Source organism: Rhizobium sp. AN80A, from assembly GCF_030053015.1.
Lineage (GTDB): Bacteria > Pseudomonadota > Alphaproteobacteria > Rhizobiales > Rhizobiaceae > Rhizobium > Rhizobium metallidurans.
In genome coordinates, this window is sequence record NZ_JASJPX010000003.1 from 603,618 (window position 1) to 616,655 (window position 13,038).

16 protein-coding genes are annotated in these 13,038 nt (G+C 63.5%); 7 read left to right on the forward strand and 9 right to left on the reverse strand.

Annotated elements, in window-relative coordinates:
* The first annotated feature begins 51 nt into the window (after positions 1–51).
* The 4 genes from nthA (at position 52) to P3R82_RS14495 (ending at position 2,628) form a co-directional block, all read left to right on the forward strand.
* Positions 52–723: a nitrile hydratase subunit alpha gene (nthA, locus tag P3R82_RS14480; protein ID WP_283194349.1), complete on the forward strand. Its 672-nt coding sequence runs from the start codon at positions 52–54 to the stop codon at positions 721–723.
* Entirely contained in the window at positions 720–1,385 is a 666-nt protein-coding gene (gene nthB / locus P3R82_RS14485) for a nitrile hydratase subunit beta (RefSeq protein WP_283194350.1), read from the forward strand. Before nthA ends, nthB begins: the two co-directional genes overlap by 4 nt.
* A gap of 360 nt (positions 1,386–1,745) precedes the next feature.
* On the forward strand, positions 1,746–2,171 hold the full coding sequence (locus P3R82_RS14490; protein ID WP_283194351.1) for a type II toxin-antitoxin system death-on-curing family toxin: 426 nt from the start codon (positions 1,746–1,748) through the stop codon (positions 2,169–2,171).
* An 85-nt stretch (positions 2,172–2,256) separates the two neighbouring features.
* The gene (locus P3R82_RS14495; RefSeq protein ID WP_283194352.1) at positions 2,257–2,628 is read left to right on the forward strand and encodes a nitrile hydratase accessory protein; all 372 of its coding nucleotides are present in this window, start codon (positions 2,257–2,259) and stop codon (positions 2,626–2,628) included.
* 24 nt (positions 2,629–2,652) lie between these two features.
* On the opposite strand, the gene P3R82_RS14500 is transcribed toward P3R82_RS14495, so the two are convergent.
* The 3 genes from P3R82_RS14500 to P3R82_RS14510 are packed head-to-tail and all read right to left on the reverse strand — an operon-like array spanning position 2,653 to position 4,361.
* Positions 2,653–3,447 carry an anti-sigma factor gene (locus P3R82_RS14500; RefSeq protein ID WP_283194353.1) on the reverse strand — a complete coding sequence of 265 codons (795 nt, stop codon included), beginning with the start codon at positions 3,445–3,447 and terminating at the stop codon, positions 2,653–2,655.
* Positions 3,444–3,959: an RNA polymerase sigma factor gene (locus tag P3R82_RS14505; protein WP_183899056.1), complete on the reverse strand. Its 516-nt coding sequence runs from the start codon at positions 3,957–3,959 to the stop codon at positions 3,444–3,446. The genes P3R82_RS14500 and P3R82_RS14505 overlap by 4 nt, the downstream gene beginning before the upstream one ends.
* A gap of 21 nt (positions 3,960–3,980) precedes the next feature.
* Complete coding sequence (locus tag P3R82_RS14510; protein WP_283194354.1) at positions 3,981–4,361, reverse strand: hypothetical protein; 381 nt, start codon at positions 4,359–4,361, stop codon at positions 3,981–3,983.
* A 171-nt stretch (positions 4,362–4,532) separates the two neighbouring features.
* Here P3R82_RS14510 and P3R82_RS14515 point away from each other — a divergent pair, with 171 nt between their 5' ends.
* The gene (locus P3R82_RS14515) at positions 4,533–5,660 is read left to right on the forward strand and encodes an ATP-dependent RecD-like DNA helicase (protein WP_283194355.1); all 1,128 of its coding nucleotides are present in this window, start codon (positions 4,533–4,535) and stop codon (positions 5,658–5,660) included.
* Positions 5,661–5,742: 82 nt separating this feature from the next.
* On the opposite strand, the gene P3R82_RS14520 is transcribed toward P3R82_RS14515, so the two are convergent.
* Positions 5,743–6,432 (reverse strand): MerR family transcriptional regulator, encoded by a 690-nt coding sequence (locus P3R82_RS14520; RefSeq protein ID WP_283194356.1) that lies wholly within the window; start codon positions 6,430–6,432, stop codon positions 5,743–5,745.
* 429 nt (positions 6,433–6,861) lie between these two features.
* Between P3R82_RS14520 and P3R82_RS14525 the strand changes: the two genes are divergently transcribed.
* The gene (locus tag P3R82_RS14525) at positions 6,862–7,614 is read left to right on the forward strand and encodes a pyridoxine 5'-phosphate synthase (RefSeq protein ID WP_283194357.1); all 753 of its coding nucleotides are present in this window, start codon (positions 6,862–6,864) and stop codon (positions 7,612–7,614) included.
* Between the two features lie 69 nt (positions 7,615–7,683).
* Here the strand turns inward: P3R82_RS14525 and P3R82_RS14530 are convergent, their stop codons facing one another.
* Positions 7,684–8,571, reverse strand: a complete 888-nt coding sequence (locus P3R82_RS14530) for an SDR family oxidoreductase (protein WP_283194358.1) — start codon at positions 8,569–8,571, stop codon at positions 7,684–7,686.
* A gap of 123 nt (positions 8,572–8,694) precedes the next feature.
* Between P3R82_RS14530 and P3R82_RS14535 the strand changes: the two genes are divergently transcribed.
* Positions 8,695–9,114 carry a helix-turn-helix domain-containing protein gene (locus tag P3R82_RS14535; protein WP_283194359.1) on the forward strand — a complete coding sequence of 140 codons (420 nt, stop codon included), beginning with the start codon at positions 8,695–8,697 and terminating at the stop codon, positions 9,112–9,114.
* Between the two features lie 53 nt (positions 9,115–9,167).
* On the opposite strand, the gene P3R82_RS14540 is transcribed toward P3R82_RS14535, so the two are convergent.
* From P3R82_RS14540 to P3R82_RS14555, 4 genes are all read right to left on the reverse strand, one after another.
* The gene (locus tag P3R82_RS14540; protein WP_283194360.1) at positions 9,168–10,379 is read right to left on the reverse strand and encodes an MFS transporter; all 1,212 of its coding nucleotides are present in this window, start codon (positions 10,377–10,379) and stop codon (positions 9,168–9,170) included.
* Positions 10,380–10,455: 76 nt separating this feature from the next.
* Complete coding sequence (locus P3R82_RS14545; protein ID WP_283194361.1) at positions 10,456–11,073, reverse strand: TetR/AcrR family transcriptional regulator; 618 nt, start codon at positions 11,071–11,073, stop codon at positions 10,456–10,458.
* Positions 11,074–11,132: 59 nt separating this feature from the next.
* Entirely contained in the window at positions 11,133–12,086 is a 954-nt protein-coding gene (locus P3R82_RS14550; protein WP_283196346.1) for a helix-turn-helix domain-containing GNAT family N-acetyltransferase, read from the reverse strand.
* A 30-nt stretch (positions 12,087–12,116) separates the two neighbouring features.
* A complete protein-coding gene (locus P3R82_RS14555; protein WP_283194362.1) occupies positions 12,117–12,833 on the reverse strand; it encodes an aspartate/glutamate racemase family protein in 717 nt (238 codons plus the stop codon).
* Positions 12,834–13,038: the final 205 nt, after the last annotated feature.

The following is a 13,038-nucleotide window of genomic DNA, read 5'->3' on the forward strand; positions in this document are numbered from 1 at the left end:
TGCGCCGTGCGAGTGCCTAAGGATATCGGGACACTGGCGGAGGGTAGTCTCTTGCACGACGACCACGAACATCACGACGACCAACATGATCATGATCACCATCATGGGCATGGGCATGACCACCACCACGACAACCACTATTCCGACATGCAGGCCCGCGTGAAGGCGCTGGAGACGGTGCTGACGGAGAAGGGGCTGATCGATCCCGCCGCGATCGACGCCATCGTCGACACCTACCAGACCAAGGTCGGGCCCAGGAATGGCGCCCGGGTCGTTGCCAGGGCCTGGAGCGATCCCGACTTCGCCGAATGGCTGAAGCACGACGCGACGGCCGCGATCGCCAGCCTCGGCTACACCGGCCGGCAGGGCGAGCACATGCGCGCGGTGTTCAACACCGAGGAGACTCACAATCTCGTCGTCTGCACGCTGTGCTCCTGCTATCCATGGTCGGTGCTGGGGCTGCCGCCCGTCTGGTACAAGGCGCCGGCCTATCGCTCCCGGGCGGTGATTGATCCGCGCGGGGTGCTTGCCGAATTCGGCGTCAGCCTGCCCGAGGGGCAGAAGATCCGTGTCTGGGATTCGACGGCGGAACTACGCTATCTCGTCATTCCGCGGCGGCCCGAGGGCACCGAGGACTTGGGCGAGGAGCAGCTGGCCGATCTCGTCAGCCGTGACGCGATGATCGGCGCCGGCCTTGCCGCGGCACCGGGATCAGCGGCATGAACGGGCCGCACGATCTCGGCGGACAGATGGGCTTCGGCGCCGTGTCGCCCGAGAAGGATGAGCCCTATTTCCACGCGGAGTGGGAGAGGCGGGCGCTGGGGCTGACGCTCTCCTGCGGCGCTTTCGGCGCCTGGAATATCGACGAGAGCCGGCATGCGCGAGAGAGCATTCCGCCGGCCAGCTATCTCTCCGCCAGCTATTACGAGATCTGGACGCGGGCGCTGGAGGTGCTGCTCGAGCGACACGGCTTTACCAGCGCCGAGGAGATCGAAAGCGGCCACCGGCAATTCGACGGCGCCGCGCCTAAGCGGGTGCTGAAAGCCGATATGGTCGCCGGTGTTCTTGCCAAGGGCGGTCCTTGCGATCGGCCGCTGGATCAGCCAGCGCGGTTCGCCATCGGCGACCGGGTCAGGACGCGGAACTTCAATCCGACGACGCATACGCGGCTGCCGCGTTACGCGCGCGCCAAGGTCGGCGTCATCGAGGCGGTGCAGGGCTCCTTCGTGTTTCCCGACGATAACGCGCATGGCAAGGGCGAGAATCCGCAATGGGTTTACACCGTCGTCTTCGACGGCGCCGAGATCTGGGGCGAGGGGGCGGATACGTCGCTGACGGTGTCGATCGATGCCTGGGAGAGCTATCTGGTTCCGGCCGGCGGCTGAGTTAGTCGAATTCGGCGCAATGAAAAATCGCTGGGACCGGAAGTGACTTTAGTGAATGGATGGCGCGTTCCGCATCTTTGACAAGTGACAGCCTGTCGCTATATTTGCAAGCATGAGCAAAAAGAGCACCATAGCTGGTTTGCAGACACGACCCGCGCGCGCTGGGGCCTCTGTCCTTGTGGGCGGAGATGCTCGCACCGGGCGGGTTGGCTCTGCCGCGAGCCGAGCCGATGTTTCGTCCGTAAGTGGGGGCGATGCCGCCAAATCCACGGTTGAGATTAAGCCCGTGCCGTTCGATCCTGACGCTTTCATGGATTATCTGCTTGAGGAAGATGCCGTCATTATGGAGCATCTTGCCAAGTGAGCGACGAACCCGTTTGGGTGGCGGCTGACCATGTCGTTCATTTCAACAAGCGGGCTGTAGGAGCGACCGGGGAGCCTCATCTTGTTCGTGACATGGGGGCGATAGAAGCCGGAATCGATCGCGCCAGAAACCAATTTTCATATGGAGAGACGGATTTTGCCGTTCTCGCCGCGCATGTGATCTATGGCGTGGGAAAGGCTCACGGTTTCGGACAAGGCAATAAGCGGACGGCTTGGGCTGCTGCACGCTACTTCCTGGCATTGAATGGCTATACGCTCTTGTACGATCGCGATCCTCAGCAAGCCGAAGCTGCAAAGCTACTTGTTGCAAAGGCTGTCGAGCAGTTGATGGACGATAAGATCGCGTTTGACGAAGTGGTCGGAATTGTAAGAGATCGCTTGGTACCAAATCCCCGATCGTAAGACAAAGGTCCTGGCCATTTTCGTCACGGTACAAGGAAATCCGGATGACCGACCATCTCTTCACCCGATGCTTGGGAGAGCTATCTTGAGCCAGTGTGATACGCGCTCGCCGCTTGCCCAGTCACCGCAGTTGCCGCGCTCCCAGGATGGCGAGCCGGTGTTTCCGGAGCCGTGGGCGGCGGAGGCGTTTGCGATGACGGTGCATCTGCACGAGCGCGGGCTGTTTTCATGGACCGAGTGGGCCGAGGCGTTGTCCGGTGAGCTGCACAAGCCCGGCCGGGCGGAGGATGGCAGCGATTATTTCGATTGCTGGGTGGCGGCGCTGTCCTCGATCCTCGTCGATCGCGGTGTTGCCGATGCTACGACGATCGCGGCTTTGCAGCGGAGTTGGCAGCGGGCGGCGGAGGCGACGCCGCATGGCAAGCCGATCACGCTCGACAATGATCCGCAACGCTGACGCCTTCGTCCCCTTGCGGTGACATCACGGCGGAAACTGGCGATAGCACTCCTCGGCGACCTTTCTCAGTTCCTCGCGCGAGATCTCGCCGGTGACGGCGTAGCCGAGTTCGCCGTCGATCCAGTAGAAGGTCTCGACATTGTCTGACGAGGCGAAGCGGAAGCTCGTCGTTCTGTTGGAGGCGTTGCGGCCGACCAGCACGGTGAGGCGTTCGCCGGCCTGATTCTCGTACATGAACATCGCGCCCGGCTTGCCATCGACAGGCAGCAGGCGGCCGCCGACCAGATTGTAGTTCAGGCTTTTCAGATCGGGCACCTTGAGGTTTTCGATCGCCAGCCGCCTGCCGAGCCAGGTCGCGAGGTGCGCTTCCTCGTTGGCGAAGACCTCGACGGGATGGCGGACTTCGCTGGCATAGACCAGGAAGGCGTTCCGCGCCTCCCTCGGAAAGGTCTCCTGGGCCGTCAGCTGCAATGGGGGGCGCTCGAACAAAGCGGGGCCGTAATGGCCGGCGAGCGTGCCGGCCGCAAAGACGACGATGGCTGCCGCGACCGCGCCGAGACGCTTCGACCAGGGCGAAAGCGCGGGTGACCCGCCGACCCTATGGCCGATCATGTCGGCATCGCCGGGGCTACCTTTATCGTAGCCCGAGAACATCGCCTTGATGCCGGCGTTCTGCGCCTGCCACTCGGCGATTTTCGCGGCATCGTCGGGGTTGTCGCGCAGCCATGCCTCGATGCGCGGGCGGTCGGGTTCCGGCAGGAGGCCGTCGGTGTAGGCGTGGAGGTCCGCTTCGGTCACGGGGTGGTCGGCGGCGCTCATTTCGGTCTCCTGAGCGTAATGACGTTGTCTGATTTCATGTGTTCGGCCAGTTGCTGTCGGGCGCGGGAGAGGCGCGACATGACGGTGCCCGAGGGTATGTCGAGCATTCCGGCCACTTCCTGGTAGGTATAGCCCTCGATGACGACGAGCATCAGCACGGCGCGGTGATCTTCCGACAGGCCGTTCAGCGCGTCTTCCAGGCGGGAGCGCTCGAGCGGGTCGGTCGATGTCTCGGGCGCGGCCACGTCCACGGCGCCGTCTATATCGACCAGGTCACGGCGCGCGACGGTGCGGCGCTGGTTTCGGTAAAGATTGGTCATGATCGTCAGCACCCAGCCGCGCAGGTTCAGCCCGCGCCACTGCGCGCGGCGGGCGAGCACCTTTTCGACGCAGTCCTGCAGCAGGTCCTCGCCATCGCTGTCGGAGCGGGTCAGGCTGCGGGAATAGCGCCTGAGCGACGGGAGGAGGGCCAGGATCTGGCCCTCGAAGGTTTCGGGTGCGGGTGGCTTCATGCGATCCAGCCCGTCCTTTCCTTACGGCTTGGCGACATTCCATACATCCTTGACGCCGTCACCGGTGATGTCGCCCATCTTCTTGTCCTTGACCCAGAAATAGAGGGGCATGCCATCCTTGGCCCATTGCTTCATCCCGTCCTTGCGGTCCACGATCGAGTATGCCCCTTCCGGCTTGGCATTGCTATCGGCCATCAGAGGAGGCCAGTTCTTGGCGCAATCGTCGTAGCAATTGGAAACGCCCTTCGTGTCCTTCTTGAAGGTGTAGAGCGACATACCGTTTTCGCCGGCAAGGACGTTGCCCTTGGCGGATTCGACCGTCTTGACGGGCGGAGCGGCGAAGGCGGCGGTGGCGGCCGCGGATGCGAGGGTGAGAGCGATCAGGAATTTCGCGGATTTCATCGGGTGTCTCCTCGGTTGGGCGGACGCGGTTTGCGTTGCCTGACATGAGACAAAGCGGGGGGCGATTTTATTCCCTGACGTCGTCGTTTTTTCGATCGGGCGCGAAAGGCCGGCCGACGCTCACCATTTTCGGTTGCCTATCCGGCGCGAATCCTGCCAAGTCGATGGATCATGCAATTTGCTCCGCAACAAGACGAAGCCCTGAAAGCCGTTGCCAAATGGCTGAAGGAGGGCAAGGCCCCGATTTTCCGCCTGTTCGGCTACGCCGGTACGGGCAAGACGACGCTTGCGCGGCATTTCGCCGAGCATGTGGATGGCGAGGTGCTGTTTGCGGCATTTACCGGCAAGGCGGCGCAGGTGCTGCGCACGCGCGGCGCCAGCAATGCGCGCACGCTGCATTCGCTCATCTACCGGCCGCGCGGCGAGGAAGCCGTCGAGGACGAGGAGACCGGCAAGACCTCGATCGCGCCGATGTTCACCATCAACCGCCAGAGCCCCGTCGCCAAGGCGGCGCTGATCATCGTCGACGAATGCTCGATGGTGGACGAGGCGCTGGGCAAGGACCTGATGAGCTTCGGCACGCCGATCCTGGTGCTTGGTGATCCCGGACAGTTGCCACCGGTCTCCGGCGGCGGCTTTTTCACCAATCAGGAACCCGACTATCTCTTGACCGATATCCACAGGCAGGCGCGCGACAACCCGATCATCGGGCTCGCCATGCAGGTGCGCGAGGGCAAGGAGATCATGTATGGCGATTACGGGTCGGCGCGGGTGATCTCGAAGAACGAGGTCAACCAGTCGCTGGTGCTCGACGCCGATCAGGTGCTCGTCGGGACGAACCGCACGCGGCGGCGCTATAATCAGCGGCTGCGCGAGCTGAAGGGTTTCACGGCCGATTATCCGCAGACGGGCGACAAGCTGGTCTGCCTGCGCAACGATCCGGCCAAGGGGCTGCTCAACGGCTCGCTCTGGCAGGTGATGACGTCGTCGAAGGAGACGGCCAAGCCGGGGATCAATCTACTGATCCGGCCCGAGGATGACGACATCGATCGCGGGGCGGCGAAGATCAAGCTCCTGAAGCAGGTGTTCGAAAATGTCGAGGAAGAGATTCCCTGGAATACCCGCAAGCGCTACGACGAGTTCGATTTCGGCTATGCGCTGACCGTGCACAAGGCGCAGGGTTCGCAGTGGAACAATGTCGTGCTGTTCGACGAAAGCTGGGCGTTTCGCGATACAAGGGAGCGCTGGCTCTACACCGCGATCACGCGCGCGGCGGAAACGCTGACGATCGTTCGCTGAGACCTTCCAAAGCGCGTCGCGCGTTTGTTTCGTCGCATGTGGTTGGCGCAAAACCGCTGAATAGTTTTTTGCGCGACATGCCTCAAATATGAACGATGCCGAGGAGGACTGCCTTGGCGATGGCCTGGAAGCGGTTGTTGGCGTCGAGTTTCTGAATGATCGCGGCTTCGATCGATTTCGCTTCGTCCTCGGCGATGTCGATCGTGCGGGCGATGCGTTGCGTCGACAGCCCCTCGGTCATCAGCACGAGGCAACGATACTCCTGTTCGGTGAGCGCGCGTTCGTGCTGGTTGTCGTTGAGCGGCGGCTCGTCGCCGGGGGCGGTGTTCTCGAGCAGTTCGTTGACCTGCTGAAGCTGGCGATGCAGCGTCGACATGTCCGCCGTCAGCTCGCGTTTTCGAGATGTCAGGGCGGCGGCGAAGACCGCGTCGGCTTCCTGCTGGGAGGTGGAGCGGCAGAGATCGGCCATCAGATCCTGAATGACGGCCACCGGCATGCCCGCTTCACGGCAGACGTTGATGACGGCCATGCGCCTGATGTCGGCATGCTCGTAGACGCGCATGAGCCCGATCCGGCCCGAAGCGATCAGCCCCTTCTCCTCATAGAAATGCAGGGTCCGGTGGGTGACGCCGAAGGCATTGGCCATATCGGCAATCGCGACCTTGCCGCCGGGCAGGCTCAGCGGGCGCGCTATGCGTGGCAGAAACCTGTATTCGGGAGGCGCCCGGGGCGGAGCGTTCGGTGATGCAGCCTGCTTATGTCGTTCGGACATGAGCCCTCCTGTTCTACGCATGATCAGTTGCGCGCATGACACGGATACGGGCGCGGTCGAACGGTTTTGACGATGCCTTCCCGGTCGGAATGCAAAGCAACGGATCGTCGATCTGGTGATCCATTGCAATCAGACTATGCGTTAAATGACTGATTTGTTAGTCTTAAAAATAGTCACTTGTAAATAATAGTCGAATGTACGCGCGATTGAAGCGCGACTTGTGAATGATGTTGCGGCGTGGCTTTTCATTCGTCGTGCTTAATCGTTTCTGCCGGGCGCTTTGACGTCTTCGCGGCCTTGTCGGTAGCGAGGCGGCGACTTTGAGCCATCGATCAGAAATTCGCATGCGATCATGCACGATCTCGTTGGCCGTGACGGCGTCCTTGGCTTAAAAGCGGGGCAGCCTCTTTCATTGAATGGAAACTCGCCATGCCGACCACGCTTTCCGTCAATCTCAACGCCATCGCCATGCTGCGCAATCGCCGCGATCTGCCCTGGCCAAGCGTCGAGGCGCTGGGTCGCATCGCGCTCAAATCGGGCGCGAGCGGGCTGACGGTTCATCCGCGGCCCGACGAGCGCCACATCCGCTTTTCCGACCTGCCTGTTATCCGCAACTTGATCGACGACGAGTTTCCTGATGCGGAGTTCAACATCGAGGGTTATCCGACCGACGAGTTCCTGGAGCTCTGCGCCAAGGCCGCGCCCGAGCAGGTGACGCTGGTGCCGGATCATCCCTCGCAGGCGACGTCCGATCACGGCTGGGACTTCCGCAAGGACCGGGCATTGCTGACGGATGTGATCGCGCGGCTGAAGAAGATGGGCACCCGCGTATCGCTGTTTGCCGATGGCGACGGGGACGAGGAGGCGGTGGCGATCGCCAAGGCGGTCGGAGCCGATCGGATCGAACTCTACACCGGCCCCTACGGCGGCTGCTACGACGCGCCGGAGCGGGTGGGGCCGATCCTCGAAGCGCTCGGCAAGACGGCGGATGCGGCGCTGGCGATCGGGCTCGGCGTCAATGCAGGGCACGATCTGACCGTCGCCAACCTGCCGGCGCTGGTCAAGCGCATCCCGAAGCTCGCGGAAGTCTCGATCGGCCACGGGCTGACGGCGGATGCGCTGGAGTTCGGCATGGCCGAGACCGTGCGCCGCTTCTGCCGCGCTTGCGGCCAGAAGATCTAATTCCAGTTTGGCCAAACAAAAACCCGCTCCGGTGGCGCGGAGCGGGTTGTGGCTTCAGGCAGAGCGCTGTCAGGCGACGAGCGCTGCCTTGTTGGCCACGAAGTAATCCTTCAGCGATTGCGGCGTCCTGCCGGTCAGTCTGGTGAAGTCCTCGGTCACATGATCGAAATTGCCGGCGCGGACATTGGCGTCGGCCGAGACCAGCATGTCAGCGACAAAATCGGGCAGACCGGCGCCGAGCAGGCCCTGGCGCAGCTGGTCGTCGCTCACCTTCACGGCGGCGAGCGGCTTGCCGGCGGCTTGCGAAATGGCGGCGGCGATTTCATCGGCGGAGAGCGACTGGGCGCCTGTCAGCGTGTAGGTGACGCTGTCCTTGGTGCCGGAGGCCAGGGCCGCTGCGGCCGCAAGGGCGCAGTCGTCACGCGAGATGTTCGGAACCTTGCCGTCGCCCGATGCCGTATACCAGCTGCCGCCCTGGAGGTTGTGTGGCATGGAATGCATGTAATTGTCGAGATACCAGGCGTTGCGGATGATGGTGTAGGGCAGGCCGCTCGCCTTGACGGCGTTTTCGGTGCCGAGGTGATCCGGCGCGAAGGTGACGAGCGACTTGTCGGGCGAAGGCATCGAGGTGTAGGCGATGTGCTTGACGCCGGCCTTGACGGCGGCGGCGACGGCGGTCGTGTGCTGCTTCAGGCGCTGACCGGGAACGGCGAGCGCGTCGGTGCTGATGATCAGCACGCGGTCGGCGCCCTTGAAGGCTGCTTCCAGCGAGGCGGCGTCGTCGAAATCGGCCTTACGGGTCTGCACGCCCCTGGCGGCGAGGTCAGCCAGCTTGGAGATGTCGCGGCTGGCGGCGATCAGATTGGCCGCGGGAACCTTGTAGGTTTCGAGCAGGTGATGGATGACGCGCTGGCCGAGCTGCCCGGCGGCACCGGTGATGAGGATCGTTTCGCTCATGTCTGTAAACCTCTAGGTTCGATTGCTGGTCTCGAAAAGAGACCAGGGCTAGAATAGGGATTGACCGACAGCTGTAAAGAAGGCAGTTTTTGCGCCGTAAGTTACCAAAAGGGAACCAGCGACATGGCCGGCACCGTCGTCAATCTGAAGAGCAAGGCCGAGCCGCGCGTGCGTCACGCGGTCGATCTTTCCAAGCTCGACTTCAACAATTGCCCGGTGCGGGACATGATGCAGCAGATCGGCGGCAAGTGGTCGACGCTGATGCTGGAGGCGCTGTCGCAGCGGCCTTACCGCTTCGGGGAGCTGCGCCGGATGATTCCGGACATTTCACAGCGCATGCTGACGCAGACGCTGCGCGACCTGCAGCGTGATGGCTATATCGAGCGCGAGGTGTTCCCGACCAAGCCGCCGAGCGTCGAATACCGGATGACGGATCTCGGAAACTCGCTCTACCAGACGCTGGCGCTGCTTTTGAACTGGGCGGAGAACAACCACGAGGCCGTTCGCTCCGCCCGGGTCAAGTTCGACGCATCGGGCGCGTGACGCTTCCGTGCCTTGCGGCGCTGGGTGACGCGTCACGCCTTCACTGATGCCAGTCAGCGCTTGCGCCGTCCTTCGGTGAGGAAGAGCAGGAAGGCGAGGCTGGGGAAGCAGAGGCCGATCCAGGCGGCCAGCGTCCAGCCGCCGGTCGCGAACGCCCAGCCGCCGACGGCCGAGCCGAGCGCGCCGCCGGCGAAGAAAGTCGCCATGAACAGGCCGTTGAGGCGGCTGCGGTGCTCCGGGCTGATCGCGTAGATCGCCCTCTGGCCGACCACGAGATTGGTCGTCACCCCGAAATCGAGAATGATGGCGGCCGCCGTCAGCAGCGCCAGCGCCAGCGCCGAGCCGTCGGTCGCGAAGTGGCTGATCAGGAAGGCGGTGATGCCGCAGAGCATGGCGATGGTCGAGGCGATCTTGCCGAGGTCGCGGTCGGCGAGGCGGCCGGCGATCGGCGAGGCGATGGCGCCCGCGGCTCCGGCGAGAGCGAACAGCGCGATGCCGTTCTGCGTCAGGCCGAAGGCGGGGCTTGCGAGCAACAGCGGCGTCGTCGTCCAGAACAGGCTGAAGGCGCCGAACATGCCGGCCTGATAGAGCGCGCGGCGCTGCAGGACGCGCGAGCGCAAGGCGAGATGCGCCATCGAGGCCAGGAGCGCGCCATAGCTCAGCCGGGTGTGCGGCGTGCGGACCGGCAGCTGGACACGCAGGATCGCGGCAAGCACGATCATGACGACGGCCGACGCGTAATAGACGACGTGCCAGGAGGTGGCCTCGGCCAGGAAGCTCGCGGCGGGACGGGCGAGCATGATGCCGCAGAGCAGCCCGCTCATGACATTGCCGACGACGCGGCCGCGCGAGGCATCCGGCGCCATGTTGGCGGCGAAGGGCACGAGAACCTGAACGGCGACCGAGCCCAGGCCGATAGAGAGCGAGGCGGTGAGGAACAGTGTCGGCGTGGTGGACAGCGCGGCGCCAACGAGGGCCAAAGCCGACATGAGCACCAGGGTCAGCACCAGCTTGCGGTTTTCCACGAGGTCGCCGAGCGGCACCAGGAGCAGCAGGCCGAGACCATAGCCGATCTGGGTCAAAGTGACGATCAGGCCGGTGGCGGCGGGGCTGAAGCCGAGCGAGGCGCTGATCGGCCCGGCGAGCGGCTGGCCGTAATAGAGATTGGCGGCCACGAGCCCGCAGGCGGCGGCGAAGAGGAATGTCATCAAGGGCGAGATCGCCGGCTGGGCGACGGTCTCGGGAGTGGTGGCGGAAATGCTCATGCGAGGCTCCGATGGGGGCTTTTCGGATTATGGTCTGGTATTTACGCGGGGCGAATGCCCCTTCTGCTCAATGCTCTCAGGTGACGAGCTGCATCGCGCTGTCGACGACGGCTGCCATTTCCTCCTGGCCTCGGCCGGTCTTGCCGGCGATCCGCATGCCCTGCGTGAGGCAGAACAGCGTGCGGGCGCAGCTTTCGGGATCCACCGATGGCGAGATCGAACCGTCGGCCTGGCCGAGGCGCAGGAGGTCGAGGATGCGTGCCTCATTGATCGCGGCCGCGGTCTTGATCTGGTTGGCGGCCTCCTCATCGAAGAGGGCGAGATCGTTGGCGCTGCTGACCACCAGACAGCCGCGCTTGCCGGACAGCCCATGCGAAGCGTCGGCGTAGAACGCCAGCAGCTCCCTGATCTTGTCGCGGCCGTTGCCGGCGTTCTTGAGCCGCGCGTCCAGCAAGACGCGGCGAACGGTGCGATAGCGCTCGAAGGATGCGAGAAAGACGCCGCGCTTGTCCTTGAAGGCCTTGTAGACGCTGCCCGACGTCAGGCCCATGGCCTCGGTCAGATCGCTGATCGAGGCCGCCTGGTAACCGCGCTCGGCAAAGACCTCGAGCGCCCTGTCGAGCGCGGCATCGAGGTCGAATGCGCGTGGGCGGCCGCGTGTCGGGGGCTTTGGGTCGAGCGTTGTCGTCGTCATGATGCCTAATTAGGAAATGATCGTTTCCAAATCAAGCGAAACTTTTGCGATGCTGCAGATCAGAGATCGAGTACCCAGGTCTGGCCGTTCAGCTCCGGGCCGAACATGCGGTGCCTTTCCTCGGCGACGAGGCGGAAGCCGGCCTTGAGATAGATGGCGCGCGCGGCATGCAGGATGTCGTTGGTCCAAAGCGAGATCTGCCGGTATCCCTTGGCTTTGGCGAAGCGGATGCACTCGTCGACCAACGTCTTTCCGAGGCCAAGCCCGCGCGCCGACCTGTCGATATAGAGAAGCCGCAGCTTGGCGACGCCGTCGCCGCCGTTGGTGATCAGGATGGAGCCGATGTTGATGCCGCCGCGCTCGGCGATCCAGCAATAGTCCATCGCCGGATCGAAATCGCGGAGGAAGCGCCCCGCGACTTCGGCGACGAGGCCTTCGAAGCGCATGTCCCAGCCATACTCCTCGGCGTAGAACTTTGCCTGGCTCTCCACGATCCAGCCCATGTCGCCGGCGCGGTGAGGGCGGATGACCAGCGGCGGCAGCGTCGCGTCCGGATCGAGCAGCGATCGGATCGTCTTCATGGCGGCGACGATGCTCCGCGGTTCGCCAGCTGCCAGCTTGTTGAAACGCTCGGTGATCTGGTCATTGGAGCGTTTGCCAAGCTCCTGAAATTGCTGGTGTCCCTGGTCGGTGACGGAGATGAGCTGGCTGCGCCGGTCGTCGGGGTCGGGCGTCGTCTCGATCAGGCCCTCGGCCTTGAAGCGCTTCAGGATGCGGCTGAGATAGGCCGGATCAAGCTGAAGATCGCGGGCGAGCGCCACGGCGCTGACCTGTTCCCGCGAGCCGATCTCGAAGAGCACGCGGGCATCGGTCAGCGTGAAGGGCGTGTCGAGATAGGCCTTGTTCAGGACGCCGAGAAAGTTGGTGTAGAAGCGGTTGAAGTCGCGCGCTGCGTCGATGAGGGCGGATCGGACATGGACATGGTCTCCTGTTGAGAGACCATGTCCGTCAATTGATTGACTTAGTCAACTAAATTGTGGGAGCTAGGCGACCGACTTCCGTGGCGTTCGATTGCCAAGGGCGAAGTCGACGGCGGCGTTTGCGTGGATCTTCGTGGTGTCGAAGCCGGGCAGGGGCAGATGGTCGGGATCGAGGATCAGGCAGATCTCGGTGCAGCCGAGGATGATGCTGTCGGCGCCCCTGGCGCGTTCGCGCTCGATGATCTCGAACAGCTTGTCGCGCGAGCGATCGAGGATTTGCCCGGCGCAGAGCTCGTTGAAGATGATGTCGTGAACCGTCGTGCGGTCCTCCTGATCGGGCACCATGATGTCGAGCCCGAGGCTTCTTGCGCGATCGGTGTAGAAGCCGTGCTCCATCGTGTAGCGCGTGGCGAGCAGGAGCGGGCGGCGGCATCCCGCTTGCTTCAGCGCGTCCGCGGTCTCGTCGATGATGTGGATCAGCGGCACGGTGATGCGTTCCGCGACGGGTCCTGCGACCAGATGCATGGTATTGGTGCAGATCAGGACACAGTCGGCGCCGGCCGATTGCAGGCGCGCGGCGACATCGCCGAGCCGCTTGCCGGCCGCCTCCCAGTCGCCGGCCTTCTGCATCGCGACGATCTCGTCGAAATTCACGGAGTGCATCAGCAGTTCGGCGGAGGCGAAGCCGCCGAGGCGGTCGCGCACCATTTCGTTGATCAGGCGGTAGTAGACGGCGGAGCTTTCAAAGCTCATGCCGCCGATCAGGCCGATTGTCCGCATTCGATGCTCCCTGGTCGCGGCGTCCCTGCGACGCGCTTTCTTCGAGTTTTGACCCCTGGGGACATCATGCAAATAACAGGTGAAATAGCCAGCCGATCCAGCTCTTTTGCATCGGCGACGAGGGCGGTTTAGAATGGCGGCGGGCTGCGCATGCCCGTCTTCTCCGTCCACGCGGTCATTGGTTGCAACCTCATCAGCGCAGGTT

Excerpts from the sequence above, each read along its gene's own strand:
- P3R82_RS14520 (WP_283194356.1), bottom strand. The coding sequence starts at position 6,432 with ATGTCCGAACGACATAAGCAGGCTGCATCACCGAACGCTCCGCCCCGG.
- P3R82_RS14540 (WP_283194360.1), bottom strand. The coding sequence starts at position 10,379 with ATGAGCATTTCCGCCACCACTCCCGAGACCGTCGCCCAGCCGGCGATC.
- P3R82_RS14500 (WP_283194353.1), bottom strand. The coding sequence starts at position 3,447 with ATGAGCGCCGCCGACCACCCCGTGACCGAAGCGGACCTCCACGCCTAC.
- P3R82_RS14515 (WP_283194355.1), top strand. The coding sequence starts at position 4,533 with ATGCAATTTGCTCCGCAACAAGACGAAGCCCTGAAAGCCGTTGCCAAA.
- P3R82_RS14530 (WP_283194358.1), bottom strand. The coding sequence starts at position 8,571 with ATGAGCGAAACGATCCTCATCACCGGTGCCGCCGGGCAGCTCGGCCAG.
- P3R82_RS14545 (WP_283194361.1), bottom strand. The coding sequence starts at position 11,073 with ATGACGACGACAACGCTCGACCCAAAGCCCCCGACACGCGGCCGCCCA.
- P3R82_RS14555 (WP_283194362.1), bottom strand. The coding sequence starts at position 12,833 with ATGCGGACAATCGGCCTGATCGGCGGCATGAGCTTTGAAAGCTCCGCC.
- P3R82_RS14535 (WP_283194359.1), top strand. The coding sequence starts at position 8,695 with ATGGCCGGCACCGTCGTCAATCTGAAGAGCAAGGCCGAGCCGCGCGTG.
- nthB (WP_283194350.1), top strand. The coding sequence starts at position 720 with ATGAACGGGCCGCACGATCTCGGCGGACAGATGGGCTTCGGCGCCGTG.
- P3R82_RS14525 (WP_283194357.1), top strand. The coding sequence starts at position 6,862 with ATGCCGACCACGCTTTCCGTCAATCTCAACGCCATCGCCATGCTGCGC.
- P3R82_RS14505 (WP_183899056.1), bottom strand. The coding sequence starts at position 3,959 with ATGAAGCCACCCGCACCCGAAACCTTCGAGGGCCAGATCCTGGCCCTC.
- P3R82_RS14510 (WP_283194354.1), bottom strand. The coding sequence starts at position 4,361 with ATGAAATCCGCGAAATTCCTGATCGCTCTCACCCTCGCATCCGCGGCC.